Here is a 16,353-nt window from a genome sequence, read left to right as displayed (position 1 = left end):
AGGTCGTGGAGCTGGACGAGCCGCCGCTGCGGTTCGTCGCGGGCTCGGACGCCATCGAGGCCGTCGCGGTCACGGGCGGGGAACTGCCGGCGCAGGCCGAGGCCTCGCGCGGGCCCGGCATGGACCTGGCCCGCACCGACACCCTCTGATCAGGAACGACATACTCCCCGGAAGGGACACCATGGAATTCGTCAAGCAGCCCTCCACGAGCAAGGCACCGGCCGACTGGTTCACCGGTGACGTGTGGTGGGACGTCATCCACGCAGGTCAGGAGCCGTCCCGGTTGCGGGCCAACCTGGTCCGCTTCGCCCCGGGCGCGCGCACGCACTGGCACTCGCACGTCCTGGGCCAGACCCTGCACGTCGTGTCCGGCGTCGCGCTGATCGGCACCCGGGACGGCACGGTCTTCGAGGCCCACCCGGGCGAGACCGTCACCTGCCCGCCCGGCGAGGAGCACTGGCACGGCGCCACCCCCGACCGCTTCATGGAGCACATCGCCCTGTGGGAGGGCAGGGGCGACGGCAGCCCGGAGACCGAGTGGAACGAAGCGGTCACCGACCGGCAGTACAACGGCCCCCGCACCACCAGCCGTTGACGCGCGGGCCTCGTCCGTACAACCGGCGGCGAGGCGCCGACGACGGAGACCCGCCCCTCCTGAGAGGGGCGGGTCTCCGTCGTGGGTGACGGTCGGGGAGGGGGAGGTCCGGGCTGTCGCTCCCGGGAAGGTCAGCTCGCGTCGGTGGTGAGGTGCTCCTGGAAGAAGGGAACGGCCTCCTCGACGGTGCGGTCGACGTACTTCGGCACGTCGTAGAAGTCCATGTGGGCGCCGCCTTCGACGACGACGAGCTTCTTGGGGCCGCGGGCGCGGCCGTGGAGCTCGGTGGACATCCACAGCGAGCCGGCCTCGCTGCCGGCCACGATGAGGACGGGCTGGGTGAGGAGGTCCTCGACCATGTGGAAGGCGTCGAAGGTGAAGATCCGGGAGACGCTCTTGGTGAAGAGGAACTTGTTCTCGGCGTTGGGGTGCTGGGCGCGCGGGGTGAGGTAGTAGTCGTGCGCCTCGACCAGGTCGCGCGGGGTGGTCGCGTCCGGCTCGGCCGGGACGTAGGGGAGGTAGGCCACCTCGGCGCCCTGCGCCTCGGCGGTGCGCTGCTGGGCGAGTGCCCGGAGCGTGGGCACGGCGGCCGCGTCGGAGTCGGTGCCGTACCAGCCGCGGCGGAAGGACGTGCCGATGTTGACGGCGCTGGCGGTGGTGACGGCCTTGATGCGGTGGTCGGTCATCGCGGCGTTCACGGCGTAGCCGCCACCGGCGCAGATGCCCAGGGCGCCGATGCGCCCGGCGTCGACATAGGGCAGGGACTGGAGGTGGTCCACGGCGGCGCGGACGTCGTCCACGCGGGCGTAGGGGTCCTCCAGGTGGTGCGGCTCGCCGCCGCTGTCGCCCTGGAAGGAGGCGTCGAAGGCGAGTGCCACGAAGCCCTGCTCCGCGAGCTTGCTCGCGTACAGGCCGGAGGCCTGCTCCTTCACGCCACCGCCGGGGTGCACGGTGACGACCGCCGGGTAGCTGCCCTCGGGGTCGAAACCGGCGGGCAGATAGAGGTGGCCGGCCATGGTGATCGGGCCGTTGGGGAAGGTGATGGCTTCCACTGTCGCTCCATGTCTGTGCTGATGTGCCCGACCGGTCGGTCCGGGCCACGTCGTCCAGACTGCGGCCGTTCGCGAGGGCGTGGGAGACGCTGCTCATCGGGGGGACCGGCAGCCTCTGCATAGCCGGCCGGTACGGGCCTAGCCTCGGAACATGGACACCGCCAAGGAGATCAAGGACTTCCTGATGACCCGCCGGGCCAGGATCACCCCTGACCAGGTGGGGATGCCCTCGTCGGGACGCCGCCGGGTGCCCGGCCTGCGGCGTGAGGAGGTCGCTCTCCTGGCCGGGGTGAGCGCCGAGTACTACGTCCAGATCGAGCGCGGCCAGGTCACGGGGGTCTCCGACGAGGTCCTCCACGCCATCGCCGCCGCCCTCCGGCTGGACGAGGTCGAGACGGCCCACCTGTTCGACCTGGCCCGCGCCGCGAGCACCAGGGCGGGCAGAAAGCAGGCGCGCGCCCGCAGCACGCGCAGGCAGGTCCCCGAGAGCGTCCAGGCACTCATCGACACGATGGTCACCGCGCCGGCCATCGTGCAGAACGCCCACCTCGACATCGTCGCCACCAACCCCCTGGGACGAGCCCTCTACGGTGCCGTCCACGAGCGCCAGCCGGAACCTCCCAACCTGGCCCGCTTCATCTTCCTGGACGCCGCCGCCGACGAGATCTTCCCCGCGTGGGAGAAGGCCGCCGACGACGCCGTGGCGCTGCTGCGGGTGGAGGCCACCAGATCGCCGTACTCCAGGGCCGTCACCGGTCTGATCGGTGAACTGGCCACCCGCAGCTCCGAGTTCCGGACCCGGTGGGCGGCGCACGACGTCCGCGCCCACCTCAACGGCACGAAGGAGTTCCACCATCCCGCGGTGGGCGACATGACCCTGCGCTTCGAGGCCCTCGGCGTCACCAGCGCCCCCGGCCTCACGGTCATCGGCTACACCGCCGAACCCGGATCGCCCTCGCACCGAGCCCTCATGCTGCTCGCCAGCTGGGCCGCGACCGGACACGGCGCACCGACACCGGACCCCGCCGGGAACGCGGCCCCCTACGCCCCGAAGCAGCCGTGAGACCGGCAGCCGAGCCGGCCGTCACGACAAGCGAACGCGGAAGAGTCCGTGCGACAGGATGAAATTCCACCTGATCCGACCATACGTAACTCACACGGACATCACAGACGGCATGATGGCCCCTCAAGCACACCGTCCAAGGGGGGACCTTGAACACCCGCACCACCGCCGCGCTCCTCGCGGCCGCCACCACTCTCGCACTCGCCGCCTGCTCGGGACCCGGCCACGCCGACGGCCCGGGCGGCGGGGAACACGCGGCGCCGACCGCGACAGCCGGCGAGACCAGCGAGAACGGTTCGACCGGCTCCGCCGGCGCAGCCGGTGAGAACAGCAGGACCGGCGACGCAGCCAAGACCGGTGAGTCCGGCAAGGCCGGAAAGTCCGACGCGGCCGGGAAGGCCAAGAGCGCCGCGAGCCCGGGAGCCGGCCGGAGCGGCGATCAGGGGGCGGCCGGGAAGGCCCTCGGTGTCCCGCCCGAGCCGACCGGCCCCAAGCGCGCCCGCCTGCTGCACGACCTCTCGGCCGTCAGCCCGAACATCGTGAAGTACGAGGACAAGGCCGTCGACGCGGCCCGTAACCAGTGCTCGGCGATCAACGGCCGTGCCGCCGGGCTGGACCGGTCGGCCGCGCAACGCTTCTCCTACAAGGACGTCAAGACCACGCAGGCGCAGGGTGGGCGGATCAACCGGGCTCTGAAGACCAGCGGGTTCTGCAAGGTCTAGCGACGCAGACGCGGAGGGGGCGGGCGGGCACGCCACCCCTTCGCGCCTCGGCGCCCTTCGCCCGGAGCATCCTCCGGCCGGAGGGCGCCGGCGCGGCCCCCGGACGTGCAACCGCGAGCGGGATCCGGGCGGAACACCCGGAGGGGAACCGCACGGTCCGCCGTACGGAGCGGACCACGAGAACGGACGTGAGCCATGACGACGTGGGTGCCGCGAACGGACGGCGGCCGGCCCGAGGGCCGGAACTGCGCGCATCTGGACCAGCCAGGCCCGCCCCCGCTCGCGGACGGCGGCTGCCAGGAGTGCACGGCCGCGAACCGGCGCTGGGTCCATCTGCGCATGTGTCTCACGTGCGGACACCTCGGCTGCTGCGACAGCTCTCCCGGCGCCCACGCGACCTCCCACTACGAGGCGAGCGGACACCCCGTGGCCGTCTCGGCCGAGCCTGGGGAGGACTGGGCGTGGTGCTATGCCGACGAGGTCTACTTGCGGCCGCGGTGACAGCCCCAGCTCCCGCCGCCGGGGTGCCCGCCCACCGTCCCGCCCCGCCCCGTTGCGCGTCCCGTCACCAGCCCGTCGTACCGGCCCCGCCCTTGAACGGGCCCTCGATCTCGGCGGTGATCCATCCGCCGTAGAAGTCGCCCTCCTGCGCGACGACGGGCTCCCCGTCCACCGTGCAGAGGCCCGCGCGGGTGGGGTAGAAGGCGAAGTGGTCGGTGAGCCGTTCGTAGCCGCTCGTGGGGCGGGGATAGCTCCAGGCCGCCCGGGCGCGGACCTCGCCGTCCACGACCAGGTCCCAGTAGACCGCCCGTCCCTTCCACTCGCACCACGTGCTGCCGGGGGCGGGGACCAGAAGGTCCGTACGGACGTCCTGGGGCGGCAGGTAGAAGACCGGCGGGTGGGAGGTCTCCAGCACGCGGACCGCCTCGCGCGTGTCGGCCACGGTGACGCCCGCGCAGGTGACCAGGACACGGCGGTCGTCGGACACCACGGCGGGCGGGCGGGGATAGCGCCAGACGGACTCCGCGGGGCGCGGGCGGCCGTCCGGCGGCCGGGCGGGGGAATCGGACATGAGGGGCCTCATCCGTGGTCGGTGGTCAGGCGTGGTGCACGCGGGCCGGCGGCGGTGGCGGCAGTACCCATCTGATCAGCCGGGTCACGGCGGCTCCCGCCGGGCGCACGCACCACCGTTCGGCACGGGGGAGCACGGGCAGCCCCAGATGGTCGCGGGCCCAGTCGGGCAGCAGGGCGACGGACGCCGCGCCCAGGACGAGGTACGCGGGCAGCAGGGGCCGCGGCAGCGGAGGGCGCAGGAGGACGTACCCCACCGCGTCCCGTGCCTGCTCGGTGGCGTGCAGCTCGGGGCGGTAGGCGTCGAGCCGCTCGGTGAGTTCCGCGAAGGTCAGCGGCGGATCCTCGACGCCGAGCGCCGCACCGACCGTCGCCATGTCGGCGACGTATCCGTCCTGGCCCGCCGCGTCCAGCGGTGTCGCCCCGTAGCGCTGATGGGCCGTCAGGAAGCAGTACACCTCGGCGGCGTGCACCCACGCCAGCAGGTGCGCGTCCGAGGCGTGGTACGCCTCGCCGCCGGCGGTCCGGCCCCGGACCGCCTCGTGCACGGACCGCACCCGGTCGACGGCCCGCTGGGCGTCGTCCGCGGTCCCGTAGGTGGTGTACGCCAGGAACGTGCTGGTCCTGGCGAGACGGCCCCACGGGTCGTGCCGGTAGTCGGAGTGGGCGGCGACCGCCGTCATCGCCAGCGGGTGCAGCGACTGCAGGAGCAGCGCGGACAGCCCGCCGGGGAACATGGCCGCGTCGCCGTGGACGACCCGGATCGGCCGGTCCGCCGCGAACCAGCGCGGCCCGGGTGTGCCGTGGACGCGCCTGCGGTTCTCGGGCCCGCCGGGCCCCGCGACCCCGCGGAACAGCGCGTCACCGAGCCGCCCCCGTAGACCGGGGCGTGACACCCGCACCCGCGTGGCCCCGTCGGGGCCGGCCGCCGGAGCCGGATCCTGAGGGCGGTCCCGGGGGCCGGGCGGTACGGACCCGGTGTCCGCGTCCGCGGCGTGCGGCGGGCCGGACCCGATGTCCGTGCCCGCGGCGTACGGCGGACCGGACCCGCGCACGTGGGAGGAGGGGTGTCGGTCGCTGCTCACCGTTCCCCCAATCGCTCGTCGCCGTCGTCCGGCCCGGGGTGTCGTACGCGAGCGCGTCGTCTCCCGCATCGCCGAGGGGACGGGACAGGCGGACGGCGACGGCACCCGGACGGTCCGCGGCGGGAGGGCACGCGCCCGCGGGCGGGCAGGAGCGCGGTCCGCCGCTGCGTCCTCACCCCATGGTGCGACCGGGATCCGGGCCGTCGCCAGACGCATCGTTGCTGCGTCGCTTGCCCTGTCGCGCCACCGGCGTGCAGTGGCCCGGTGCGGCTCCCCGGCGGCCCCTCCCCGGAGCGGGAGCCGTCGCGGCGGACGTGCCCGGGGATGCTGCATTGGCATCACCGCAGTCACCGGGTCGGACGACTGCGCCCTCGGCCGCCGAGCCGGACCTCCCGGATGGGTGTGACTATCACTCCAGGGTGACACGGCGATTCCGGGCCGTCACCAAAGCTGGCAGGAGGACCCTTTCCGATGAACCTCACTCTCAAGCGACTGCTCGGCGCCACCGCCGCGGTGGCCACGGGCACCGCGGTCCTGCTGGGCACCGGCGTCGGCCCCGCGGACGCCGCCGGCAGATCCTCCAGGGCGCACTGCGACCGCGCCGAGCGGCCCATCTGGCGCGACGGGCCCAGCCGCAACGTGACCGGCCACGGCTGCAGCCTCCCGGACAGCAAGCGCCGCTGGTACACCGTCGAGATCGACACCCTCGTCCAGCCGCACTACAAGACCGAGTACACGAACGGGGGCGTCGACCGGACCGAGACCCTGCACGACAGGACGATCAGGTGCCTGGGCTACACGTCCGAGAACCGCACGGTGAACTGGTTCGGCTGCGTCCCCCACTGACCGCCGGCCAGGTCCTACACGCCCTTGCGGCGGAACCAGCCGCGCCGGGGAGCCGGCGGGGCGGGCGGACCCGGGTACGGGTACGGCGGGGGAGTGGGACCCGGGTACGGCCCGGGAGCGGCGCCGGGGTGCACGGGCGGAACCGGACCGGCGTAGGGCGACGGCGGCGGGCCGTACGGGGAGGGAGGCGGCCCGTACGGCGACGGCGGTCCGAACGGCGACGGCGGCGGGCCTACGGGCGGCTGCGGCGGTCCCGCGTGAGGCTGGGACGGCACCGGGCCCGCGAAGGCGGGCAGCTTCCGGAACTCCTCGTGGAACGTCAGGGTCGGCGCGACCCGGTTCAGCGCGGCACGCACCCGGGAGAGCGGATGGTCGGGGAACCGGGCGTCCCACTCCTCCAGATCGGCCACGTTGTACGGCAGCCCGCCGGCCTGCGCGCCGCCGGTGTACGGATGGGGCGGGAAGATCGCGGCCGGTCCCACCTCGTTCATCACCATGGCCTCCCGGACGCCGGTCGTCCCGGTCTCCTCCGCCTGCACCTTGATCACGGTGCTGCAGCGGTCCTTCGGCAGCGTCCAGCTGCCGATGAACGCCAGCCCGTGGGGCCGGTCCGGTATCCGGGCCTTGACCAGCCGGCGCATGGCCGGGATCCCGTCCAGGGTGTCCACCGTCGTCTCGATGACGCCGTTCCCGTGCCGCGCCGACTCCCGCACGTGCTCGAAGCGCAGCCGCTCCAGCTCGTGCAGAGGGGCCGGCAGGTCGGGCACGAGGGGAAAGAAGTGGACCGAAAGGAAGGTTCCCGCCTCGTCGGTCCACACACCGGGCTGGAACTCGGTGAAGCCGGTGAGATCCATGCCGGTGATCGGGGTCTGGGCGATAGGAGTCATACCGGTCATCATGCCGGGTCCGAACGGCCGCGGGCAGAGCGGGGTTCGGCGGCCCGCGGTGCGGACCCCGGGGCCGCGACGCGGACCACGCCGGGTACGGGAGCCGGACGGCGACGGGTGCGGGAAGCGGACCACGACGGGTGCCCGCGGCGGTGTCCGCGCAGCGCGCTATCCTCCTCCGGCTGATCATCAATGGGAGGGGAACCATCATGCGCCGTAAGCGCTTTGGCCTGGCGGCCGCGATATGCGCCGTCGCACTCAGCGCGGGATGCGCCGCGGAGAAGACCACCGGCGCCGCGCCCCCGTCCGCTGCGGCGAAGAAGCCGGCCGCGAGCACGCCGCCCGCCCGGCACACCACGCCCGCCCCCAAGTCCTCCCCCAGCCACGCCGGTTCGCCCGAGGCGGCGTCACCGGCGGCCGCCCCGCCGCTGCCCGACGGGTACGACTCCAGCCGGAACGCCAAGGCCGACATCAAGGCCGCCCTCACCACCGCGGCGAAGCAACACCGCGAGGTGCTGGTCGACTTCGGCGCCGACTGGTGCCCCGACTGCATGGTCCTCGGCAGACTGTTCCGGTCGCCGCAGGCGGAGCCGGTGCTGCGCAAGGACTATGTCGTGGTCGCCGTCGACGTCGGTCGCTTCGACCGCAACCTCGACGTCGCCCGCCCCTACGTCAACCTGATGACCAGCGGTATCCCGGCGCTGGTCGTGCTGAAGCCCGACGGCAAGGTGCGCACCGCGACCAGCGACGGCTCCTTCGCCAACGCCCGGACCATGAGCCCGCAGCGGGTGAAGGAGTTCCTGACCCGCTGGGCACCCGAGGACGGCAGGTGACCGTGGCGCGACGGCACCGCACCCCGGCCGGCGCCGCCGCCGTAGCGGCCGCGCTCGCGCTCGGACTCGTGGGCTGCGACGGCGGGCAGGAGACCACGCCCACCGCGCACGTCACCGCCGGCGGAGTCACGGTCACCACCACCCTGCTGCACCGGTCCGATGGGCGGCCCGAACTGCGGACCACGTTCAGCCCCGGGCAGCGAGGCTTCCACCTCTACAGCGTCGACCTGCCCGCCCACGGCGTCGACGGACTGGGCATCCCCACCCGGCTCGCCGTCCGCGGCGGCCTCACCGCGGACGGCAGGCCGAAGGCCGACGTCACCACCCGGCTGCTGCGGCCCGCCGGGCTGCCGACCGAGATCCCCGTCTACCCGGACGGCCCCGTGACCTTCACGCTCCCGGTCCGGCAGGCCGGGAACGCACAGCGCGCCGAGGTCGTCGTCAGCTACGGCGCGTGCAGCGAGAACAGATGCCTCGTCCCGGTCACGGACGAAGTGATCCGGCTCGACCTGAAGTGACCGTACGGGCGCCGGACTCCCGCCGCCGTGTCAGCCGGGCCGCGGCGCCGGGCAGCCGCACGACTCGCGGTGCACGAACGCCGGGTTGATGCTGATCCGGCGCGGCGGGAGCGACGGCGCGGCGATCCGGGACAGGGCCATCGACACGGCCTGTTCGCCGATCGACAGGGCGGGCTGGGCGATGGCGGTGAGCCGGGGGTGGAACAGATCGGCCCACTCGAAGTCGTCGAAGGAGACCAGGGCCATGTCCGCGGGAACGCGCAGACCGGCGTCGCGCAGCGCGCGCATCGCCCCGATGGTCATGCGGTTGTTGCCCACCACCAGCGCCGTCGGGGGCTCCGGCAGGGCGAGCAGCCCGCGGACCGCCGCCGTGGCGCCCTCCTCGCTGGAGTCGCCGCCCGCCTCGTACGCCGGATCGTGGCCGATGCCGTTGCGCCGGAGGCCCGCCCGGTAGCCGTCCCGGCGTTCGTCCGTCGTGCTGATGCCCTCCCGCCCGGTGATCATCGCGATGCGGCTGTGCCCGATGGACGCCAGGTGGTCGACGAGCGAGGCCGTCGGCTCGGCGTTGTCGACGGCCACCTGGTCGACGTCGGCCGGCACGAACCGGTCGATGACGACGACGGGGACGTCGACCCGGTCGGCGTAGCTGAGGGCCTGCGCCCCGTCACCGGACGGCGCGAGCAGTACCGCGCTCACCCTGCGCCGCAGCAGCTCGCCCACGGCCTTGAGCTCGGTGTCCCGCTCGTCGCGGGTGTCCGCCAGCACCAGGGAGTAGCCCGCGGCCGAGGCGTGCCGGTCGATCCCGTGGACGACGCTGCTGAAGTACGGGTTGGAGAGGGCGGACATGGCCAGGCCGATCGTGCCGTACCCGGTGCTCTCCAGGGCGCGGGCGACCGGATCGGGCACGTAACCGGTCTCGGCCACGGCCTCCAGGACACCGCGTGCCGTCGCCGCGGCCACGGGCCGGGTCTTGTTGAGCACGTGCGAGACCGTCGAGACCGACACACCCGCCCGGCGCGCCACGTCCGCCATCGTGGGTCTCTGTCGCGGTGCTCTGCCTGGCATGCCGGGGAGCCTATCCGACCTCGCTCAGCAGCAGACCGGCACGTGAGGCGGTGCTCCGGATGAGCGCGCTGGTGTCCTCGTCGACTCCGCCGGCCTTCGCGCGGGCGGCCTCGGGAGTGAAGCCGTACCGCATGTAACGGCGGGCCAGCCGCTCGCGCCGCGCCCCCGGTTCGGCGTCCAGGAACCAGGTCTCGTCCAGCTCGTCGCGCACCCGGTGCCACGGACCGCGTTCCGCGAGGAGGAAGTTGCCGTCCACGACGACCAGCCGGTGCCGCGGGCTCACTTCCACCGTTCCGGCCACGGGGTCCTCGAGTTCGCGGGTGAACTCGGGCCACCACACGCTGTTCGCGGTCTCGGTCCGGCTGCGGCGCAGGAGCGCCAGGAATCCGTCCGCGTCGAAGGTGTCGATCGTGCCCTTGACGGCCGACTGCCCACGCGCGTCGAGCACCTTCTGCGCCAGATGGAATCCGTCCATGGACACCGTGACGGCGAGCCCCGGCCAGTCGGTCTCCAGGCGTTCTCGGAGCTGCTCCGCGAGCGTGGACTTGCCCGCACCGGGCTCCCCGACGATGCCGAGCAGCGTCCGGCGCGTGCCCGCGAGGGCCTGGGCCCGCTCCACGAGGCCGTCCAGGGGCGGAAGCCGGTAGAGCGGGGCCGTCGCCGGGGCACCGGCCGGGGCGGGGCGGCCACCGCCACGGCCCGTCATCCGGCGGACTCCGGCGCACGCGTGTGCGCGGACTCCTCCGCCGGCATGGGCTGGGCGGTGTTCTCCAGAAGGGTGCCGTCCGAACCCGTCCGCAGTGCGCCGGTCATGAGGCCCACCACCTCGGTCATGGTGCAGGAGCGCGGGGTGACCAGCGCGGTGCGCCGGCCGAGGCGGTGCACATGGATGCGGTCGGCGATCTCGAAGACCTGCGGCATGTCGTGGCTGATGAGGACGACGGGCACACCGCGGTCACGGATCCGGGCGATCAGGTGCAGCACCTGACGCGACTCCCGCACGCCGAGGGCCGCGGTCGGCTCGTCCAGGATGATCAGGCTCGTGCCGAACATGGCGGCGCGCGCCACCGCCACCGCCTGCCGCTGCCCGCCGGACAGGGTGCCGACGAGCTGGGTGATGTCCTGGACGGTCGCGATGCCGAGCCGGTCCAGCTGCTCGGCCGCCCGGTCGCGCATCTCCTTGTGGTCGAGCATGCGCAGCGCCGACCCCAGGAACCCGGGGCGGCGCAGCGGGCGGCCCAGGAAGAGGTTGGCGGCGATGTCCATCTGCGGGGCCACGGCGAGGGTCTGGTAGACGGTCTCGATGCCCGCGGCGCGTGCGTCGCGCGGCCCGCGGAAGTGGACGGGCCGCCCGTTCAGCTCGATGGAACCCGCGTCCGGTACGAGCGCGCCGGTGAGGGCCTTGATCAGGCTGGACTTGCCCGCGCCGTTGTCGCCGACGACGGCGAGGACCTCGCCCGCACGGATCTCGAAGTCGGACTCCCGGATGGCCACGACGTTGCCGTACCGCTTCACGAGTCCCGTCGCCCGCATCACCACCTCGGCGGCGCCCGGGCCGGGTCCGCCCCCGCCGGGCTCGTCCGTGCCGGGTGCGTCCGTGCCGCCGGCCGGAGCGGCGGTCCCGGGATCGTTCATACGGCCCTCCTGCGGACGACACGGTCGACGGCGACGGCGGCGATCACGAGGATGCCGGTGGCGACCTGCTGGTAGAGGCTGTCGATGCCTGCCTGTGTCAGACCGTTGGCCAGGACGGTGACGACCAGGGCGCCGAGCACCGTGCCCGGGACCCCGCCCCGGCCGCCGAACAGGCTGGTGCCCCCGATCACCACGGCGGTGATGCTCTCCAGGTTGCCGGTCTGGAAGGCGTTGGGGTCCGCGTTGGGGATACGGCCCAGCGCCTGCCAGGCCGCGACGGCGTAGACGAACCCGGCCAGCGCGTACACGCTCAGCAGGGTGCGCCCGGTGTTCACACCGGTCAGCCGGGCCGCCTCCGCGTCGTCGCCGACGGCGTACACGTCGCGGCCCCAGGAGGTCTGGGTCAGCAGGAACCACAGCCCGGCCGCGAGGACCAGCATGACGCCCATGCCGTAGGTGACCTCGATCCGGCCGAACAGATAGGAGCGTTCGCCGAGGAGGGTCAGGATCCCCGACGGGACGGCGAAGCTCTCGCCGCCCGCGAAGAGCTGCCCGGTCGCGGTGAGCACGCTGAGGACGCCGAGGGTGACGATGAACGGCGGCAGCTTCAGCCGGGTCACCAGGGCGCCGGCCAGCCCGCCCGCCGCCGTGCACAGCAGGACGCCGGCGAGGAGGGCCGCGCCCGCGGGCAGCGTGTGCTGACCGAGCCGGGCCACGACCAGGGTGCCCAGCACCATGACGGCCGCGTTGGCCAGGTCGATGCCGGCCGTCAGGATCACCAGCGTCTGGCCCAGCGCCAGCGTGCCGACCACGAGGAACTGCTCGACGATCAGCGAGCCGTTGTCGAGCGTGAAGAACGTGTCGGTGCCGAACGCGAACACGGCCACGGCGACGACCAGCGCGGCCAGCGGACCGGCCGCCGTGTTGCCGAGGGCACGCACGGCGGCGTTCTTCAGGGGGGACGGGGCGGCGGTCCGCTCCGCCGGCCCGGCGGGAGGGTGCGTGGCGGTCACGGATCAGCCCCAGCAGTTCTTCAGGCCCCAGGCGGTGTCCTTGGACGCGAGTCCCGCCAGCGGCTTGTCGGTGATCAGCTGCGAGCCCGTGTCGATGAAGCCCGAGGGCTTCTTCCCCTTCTTGGCGAAGTCGACCACGGCGTCGACGCCCAACTCGGCCATTTTCCGCGGGAACTGCATCACGGTCGCCGCGAACTTCCCGTCGTGCACGTTGCGCACGCCCGAGCAGGATCCGTCGATGGAGCCGATGACGACGTCCTTCTTCCCGCCCAGGGCCTTGGCGGCGCCCGCGGCGGCCGGCTCGTTGAGCGTGTACACGGCGTTCACGTTCCGGTCGCGCTGATAGAGGTTCTCCATCGCGGTCTGCGCCTTGGTCTGGTCGCCGTTGGTGACGGCGGTGCCCTTGATCTCAGGGGACTTGCCGGTCAGCCCCATCCCCTGGAGGAAGCCGGAGTGCCGCAGTTCGTCGACGGTCGAGCCGGGCGTGCCGTCCAGCAGGACGACATCGGGCTTCCTGCTCCCCAGCGCGGCCTTGACGTAGGCGCCCTGGGCGACACCGGCCGCCTTGTTGTCGGTGGCGATCGTCGCGTCCACGGCGTCGGCCGGGTCGGTCGCGGTGTCCAGGGCTATCACCACGATGCCCTTGGCGCGGGCGGCCTTGATCGCGCCGAGGATGCCGCTGGAGTTGCTCGGGGTGATCAGGATGCCCTTGACGTGCTGGGCGACCAGGTTGTTGATCGCGTCGACCTGGCCCTCGTTGTCGCCGTCGAACTTGCCCGCGAGCGCGATCAGCCGGGCGCCCCGCTTGCCGGCCTCCGCCTTCGCAGAGTCGCGCAGTTTCACGAAGTACGGGTTGCTGTTGGTCTTGGTGACCAGCCCGACGGCGATGTCGCCGTCCTTGCCGCCGCCGGAGTCCGTTCCGCCACTCCTGGTCGACGTGCATCCGGTCACCAGCAGGGCCACGCCCGCCAGGGTGACGACGGAGGTCCTGACAGGGAAACGCAGGCGTCCCACGATCCGCCCCTCTCCTCGGCTCGCCTCGGCGCAGGTCGCCGTCGACCTGTCCGGGGCCCACAAGCTAGCGGCCCGGAGCGCCCGCGCATAGCCATTGCGCAAAGCTTTGCGCCCGGCGGTGTCCCGACCGTGCCGAAGTCGGATCTCTCCTGCAAGTGCCCCTATTTCAGGGCCTGTCGGGAGTGCGGCGCACCCTGCCGCGACACCGTCGCGTGGGGATCTTCTAGGATGCGGAGCCGGTGGCTGCGCGGGAGGACGAGGAAGCGATGGCACTCGAGATGGACCTGCCGCTCGGCGAGGGCGGCGGTGCCGATGCCGCCGCGGACGCCGCGCGACTCGCCTCCGGACTCACCGAACTCGGCAACGAGCGCTTCCTGCGGGCGGTGCTCGGCGACCCGGCGAGGCTCCACCACCGCAGCACCGACCGCCTCCTCGGCTGGGACACCCCGGAATCCACGGACGGCGAGGAGACCACCGAACCGGCCTCCAGCCTCCTGCTGCGGGCCGCCCACCTGTGCTTCACGGCCCATCTGCCGCTCAGCCTCTCGCCGGACGTGCTCTGGTACGCGGTCGTGCACGAGGTGGCGGTCCACGTCCGCCTCGACTCCGCCGCGTACGCGGGAGTCTTCACCGAGACGCCCGGACACAGGCAGACCATCTCGATCCGGGACGGCCTGATCGCGCCGGACTGGGAGCGCATGGCCGGCCTCGTCGAGCCGCCGCTGCGCGCCCGCGTCGGTGACGAGGTGGCCGACCTGTTCCTGCCCGCGTTCTCGACCACCACACCCGCCGATGCCACGGCCGCACTGGTGGCGCTGATGGACGTGGTCAGCCCGTACTACCGGTTCCGGTGGATCTCGCTCTGCGGCATCCCCCGGATCCGTCTGGAGGGCACGGGCCGGGACTGGCGCCTGCTGGCCGGCCGGGTCCGGGACCTGGCGGAGTGGTTCGAGGACCTCGGGCCGTGGTTCGCCGCCCTGTGCCCGGTGCTGGACACGATCAGTGCGACGGCCTCGGGATGGGGCGTCGACCAGGACTTCTGGCGTTCGCTCTACAAGTGGGAGTCGGGGTCGGGCGGCGACACCGTGACGGGCTGGATCACCGCCTTCTTCGCCCATGAGTACGGCGACGACGGACCGGTGCCCAAGCGGTCCTTCGGTCCCGGAAGGGCCGACTGCGACTCCTTCCCCTCGCACGTCTCCAGCGTCCCCTTCCAGTGGGAGACGCCGGACAGCACCCGCGCCATGGCCTTCCTCGGCGGTGTGCTCGGCATCGAACGCGACGGCGAGTGGATCCGCCCCCGCCTCGGTCACGCCGTGGCCGAACTCCTCCCCGCCGGCGGGCCTCTCGACGGGGGTTTCTCCTAGCTGTGCCCGAGAAGCAGCGCCGTCCGCATGTAGGACACGGCGGCTCCCCGTGTCCGCCGGGCTACACCGCCGTGAACCCGCCGTCGACGGTGAGCGTGGCACCGTGGATCTGGGACGCCTCGTCGCTCGCCAGGAACACGACGGCGGCGGCCACCTCCTCGGGGGTGCCGGCCCGGCGGGAGGGCAGGCCCGCGACGATCGGCGCCACGTGCTCCTCCATGGCCGCCACCTTCTCCGTCATGGTCGGACCGGGAGCGACGGTGTTGACCCGGACGCCCTGCGGCCCGTACTCCGCGGCCCAGGACTTGGTGAGCGAGTGCACCGCCGCCTTCGTCATGCTGTAGAGCGCCGAACGCGCCATGCCCCGCATGCCGTTGATGGAACCCAGGTTGACGACCGCGCCGCGACCGCGTTCCGCCATCGGCGGTACCAGCAGGCCGGTGAGGAGGAACACCGACCGCACGCTCACGGCGAGTGCCTCGTCGATGGTCCGCTGCGTGACCTCGGCGGTGGGGGTGGGCGCGAGCAGCAGAGCCGCGTTGTTGACGAGCACGTCGATGTGACCGCCGGCCGCGGCGACGGCCTCGTCGGCGAAGCGGGCGATCGCGTCGGCGTCCGCGGACAGATCCGCTCGGACGAAGGCGGCCGCACCGCCGTCCTTCTCGATGCGTGCCACCACCTCCGCGCCACGCCGCTCGTCGCGTCCGCTGACGACGACGAAGGCGCCCTCGGCGGCCAGGGCCGGCGCCACGGCGGCGCCGATGCCGTTGGTGGAACCGGTGACCAGGGCCGTACGCCCGGTGAGTCGCTGGGTCATGATGCCGTGCCTTTCCGCACTGAACCGGCTGGGAACGGCAAAGGTGCCACCAGGAAAATGGACCCGCAAGTCCAGAAAGTGGCAGGATGGCGGCATGGCACCACGACTGACCCCCAAGGGCGCCGCCACCCGGCAGCGCATCGTCGAAGGAGCCGCGGAGGAGATCCGCGAGCGGGGCGTGGCCGAGACGACCCTGGACGACGTCCGCGCCCGCACGGCCACCAGCAAGAGCCAGCTCTTCCACTACTTCCCCGGCGGCAAGGAGGAACTGCTGCTCGCGGTGGCCCGGCACGAGGCCGGCCGCGTCCTGTCCGACCAGCAGCCCCACCTCGGCCACCTCACCACCTGGGAGGCCTGGCGCGCCTGGCGGGACCTGGTCGTCGACCGCTATCGCAGGCAGGGGCAGCAGTGCCCCTTGAACGCGCTCATGTCCCAGCTGACTCCCGCCACCCCCGGCGCCCAGGCCGTCACCAGGCAGCTGATCGCCTCGTGGCAGGACCAGATCGCCGACGGGGTCCGGGCCATGCGGGACCAGGGCGAGATCCCCGCGGACCTCGACGCCGACCGCGCCGCGGCGGCCCTGCTCGCCGGCATCCAGGGCGGTGTCCTGATCATGATGTCCACCGGCTCCCTCGCCCACCTGGAAGCCGCGCTCGACCTGGGCATCCAGCAACTCCGCACCGCGCCCGCGTCTGCTCCGGCGCCCACAGCCGCGTCTGCTCCCGCGCCCGCACCCGGCGACGGCGGACGCGAGGAGCACAGCCGGGCGG

General features: G+C 73.2%; 19 protein-coding genes and 1 pseudogene. 10 read left to right on the top strand and 10 right to left on the bottom strand.

Annotated elements, in window-relative coordinates; all coding sequences use genetic code 11:
• Positions 1–5 precede the first annotated feature (5 nt).
• The gene (locus ACIPRD_RS10635; RefSeq protein ID WP_401562104.1) at positions 6–149 is read left to right on the top strand and encodes a hypothetical protein; all 144 of its coding nucleotides are present in this window, start codon (positions 6–8) and stop codon (positions 147–149) included.
• A gap of 32 nt (positions 150–181) precedes the next feature.
• Complete coding sequence (locus ACIPRD_RS10630; RefSeq protein ID WP_356402628.1) at positions 182–595, top strand: cupin domain-containing protein; 414 nt, start codon at positions 182–184, stop codon at positions 593–595.
• Positions 596–726: 131 nt separating this feature from the next.
• Here the strand turns inward: ACIPRD_RS10630 and ACIPRD_RS10625 are convergent, their stop codons facing one another.
• Positions 727–1,647 (bottom strand): alpha/beta hydrolase, encoded by a 921-nt coding sequence (locus ACIPRD_RS10625; RefSeq protein ID WP_401562103.1) that lies wholly within the window; start codon positions 1,645–1,647, stop codon positions 727–729.
• 151 nt (positions 1,648–1,798) lie between these two features.
• On the opposite strand from ACIPRD_RS10625, the gene ACIPRD_RS10620 reads away from it, so the two are divergent.
• From ACIPRD_RS10620 to ACIPRD_RS10610, 3 genes are all read left to right on the top strand, one after another.
• Positions 1,799–2,710: a helix-turn-helix domain-containing protein gene (locus ACIPRD_RS10620; RefSeq protein WP_401562101.1), complete on the top strand. Its 912-nt coding sequence runs from the start codon at positions 1,799–1,801 to the stop codon at positions 2,708–2,710.
• A gap of 149 nt (positions 2,711–2,859) precedes the next feature.
• Positions 2,860–3,432: a hypothetical protein gene (locus ACIPRD_RS10615; protein WP_401562100.1), complete on the top strand. Its 573-nt coding sequence runs from the start codon at positions 2,860–2,862 to the stop codon at positions 3,430–3,432.
• A 195-nt stretch (positions 3,433–3,627) separates the two neighbouring features.
• Complete coding sequence (locus ACIPRD_RS10610; RefSeq protein WP_356402620.1) at positions 3,628–3,933, top strand: UBP-type zinc finger domain-containing protein; 306 nt, start codon at positions 3,628–3,630, stop codon at positions 3,931–3,933.
• A 64-nt stretch (positions 3,934–3,997) separates the two neighbouring features.
• On the opposite strand, the gene ACIPRD_RS10605 is transcribed toward ACIPRD_RS10610, so the two are convergent.
• Positions 3,998–4,504: a DUF427 domain-containing protein gene (locus tag ACIPRD_RS10605; protein WP_401562099.1), complete on the bottom strand. Its 507-nt coding sequence runs from the start codon at positions 4,502–4,504 to the stop codon at positions 3,998–4,000.
• A gap of 25 nt (positions 4,505–4,529) precedes the next feature.
• On the bottom strand, positions 4,530–5,405 hold the full coding sequence (locus ACIPRD_RS10600; RefSeq protein ID WP_401563152.1) for an oxygenase MpaB family protein: 876 nt from the start codon (positions 5,403–5,405) through the stop codon (positions 4,530–4,532).
• A gap of 654 nt (positions 5,406–6,059) precedes the next feature.
• Here ACIPRD_RS10600 and ACIPRD_RS10595 point away from each other — a divergent pair.
• Positions 6,060–6,434 carry a hypothetical protein gene (locus ACIPRD_RS10595; RefSeq protein WP_401562098.1) on the top strand — a complete coding sequence of 125 codons (375 nt, stop codon included), beginning with the start codon at positions 6,060–6,062 and terminating at the stop codon, positions 6,432–6,434.
• 14 nt (positions 6,435–6,448) lie between these two features.
• Here ACIPRD_RS10595 and ACIPRD_RS10590 read toward each other — a convergent pair whose 3' ends face one another.
• Positions 6,449–7,321 carry a hypothetical protein gene (locus ACIPRD_RS10590; protein ID WP_401562096.1) on the bottom strand — a complete coding sequence of 291 codons (873 nt, stop codon included), beginning with the start codon at positions 7,319–7,321 and terminating at the stop codon, positions 6,449–6,451.
• 209 nt (positions 7,322–7,530) lie between these two features.
• Here ACIPRD_RS10590 and ACIPRD_RS10585 point away from each other — a divergent pair, with 209 nt between their 5' ends.
• Together ACIPRD_RS10585 and ACIPRD_RS10580 are read left to right on the top strand one after the other, a co-directional pair.
• The gene (locus ACIPRD_RS10585; RefSeq protein ID WP_401562094.1) at positions 7,531–8,154 is read left to right on the top strand and encodes a thioredoxin family protein; all 624 of its coding nucleotides are present in this window, start codon (positions 7,531–7,533) and stop codon (positions 8,152–8,154) included.
• The gene (locus ACIPRD_RS10580; RefSeq protein WP_401562092.1) at positions 8,151–8,672 is read left to right on the top strand and encodes a hypothetical protein; all 522 of its coding nucleotides are present in this window, start codon (positions 8,151–8,153) and stop codon (positions 8,670–8,672) included. Before ACIPRD_RS10585 ends, ACIPRD_RS10580 begins: the two co-directional genes overlap by 4 nt.
• A 30-nt stretch (positions 8,673–8,702) precedes the next feature.
• On the opposite strand, the gene ACIPRD_RS10575 is transcribed toward ACIPRD_RS10580, so the two are convergent.
• From ACIPRD_RS10575 to ACIPRD_RS10555, 5 genes are all read right to left on the bottom strand, one after another.
• Entirely contained in the window at positions 8,703–9,737 is a 1,035-nt protein-coding gene (locus ACIPRD_RS10575) for a LacI family DNA-binding transcriptional regulator (protein WP_401562090.1), read from the bottom strand.
• A gap of 10 nt (positions 9,738–9,747) precedes the next feature.
• On the bottom strand, positions 9,748–10,443 hold the full coding sequence (locus tag ACIPRD_RS10570; protein ID WP_356402605.1) for a nucleoside/nucleotide kinase family protein: 696 nt from the start codon (positions 10,441–10,443) through the stop codon (positions 9,748–9,750).
• Positions 10,440–11,270 carry an ATP-binding cassette domain-containing protein gene (locus tag ACIPRD_RS10565; RefSeq protein WP_401563150.1) on the bottom strand — a complete coding sequence of 277 codons (831 nt, stop codon included), beginning with the start codon at positions 11,268–11,270 and terminating at the stop codon, positions 10,440–10,442. Before ACIPRD_RS10565 ends, ACIPRD_RS10570 begins: the two co-directional genes overlap by 4 nt.
• A gap of 98 nt (positions 11,271–11,368) precedes the next feature.
• A complete protein-coding gene (locus ACIPRD_RS10560; RefSeq protein WP_356402603.1) occupies positions 11,369–12,385 on the bottom strand; it encodes an ABC transporter permease in 1,017 nt (338 codons plus the stop codon).
• 3 nt (positions 12,386–12,388) lie between these two features.
• A complete protein-coding gene (locus ACIPRD_RS10555) occupies positions 12,389–13,399 on the bottom strand; it encodes a substrate-binding domain-containing protein (protein ID WP_356402601.1) in 1,011 nt (336 codons plus the stop codon).
• A 266-nt stretch (positions 13,400–13,665) separates the two neighbouring features.
• On the opposite strand from ACIPRD_RS10555, the gene ACIPRD_RS10550 reads away from it, so the two are divergent.
• Entirely contained in the window at positions 13,666–14,766 is a 1,101-nt protein-coding gene (locus tag ACIPRD_RS10550) for a DUF4419 domain-containing protein (RefSeq protein WP_401562088.1), read from the top strand.
• A gap of 61 nt (positions 14,767–14,827) precedes the next feature.
• On the opposite strand, the gene ACIPRD_RS10545 is transcribed toward ACIPRD_RS10550, so the two are convergent.
• The gene (locus tag ACIPRD_RS10545) at positions 14,828–15,583 is read right to left on the bottom strand and encodes an SDR family NAD(P)-dependent oxidoreductase (protein ID WP_401562086.1); all 756 of its coding nucleotides are present in this window, start codon (positions 15,581–15,583) and stop codon (positions 14,828–14,830) included.
• 94 nt (positions 15,584–15,677) lie between these two features.
• On the opposite strand from ACIPRD_RS10545, the pseudogene ACIPRD_RS10540 reads away from it, so the two are divergent.
• Positions 15,678–16,283: pseudogene (locus ACIPRD_RS10540) on the top strand (TetR/AcrR family transcriptional regulator); the annotation flags it as partial.
• Positions 16,284–16,353 lie beyond the last annotated feature (70 nt).

Origin of the sequence: Streptomyces sp. NPDC090108, assembly GCF_044747185.1 — a bacterium.
Taxonomy (GTDB): Bacteria; Actinomycetota; Actinomycetes; order Streptomycetales; family Streptomycetaceae; genus Streptomyces.
The sequence above is the reverse complement of the archived record's forward strand: the minus strand, read 5'-3'. Positions and strand labels throughout refer to the sequence as shown.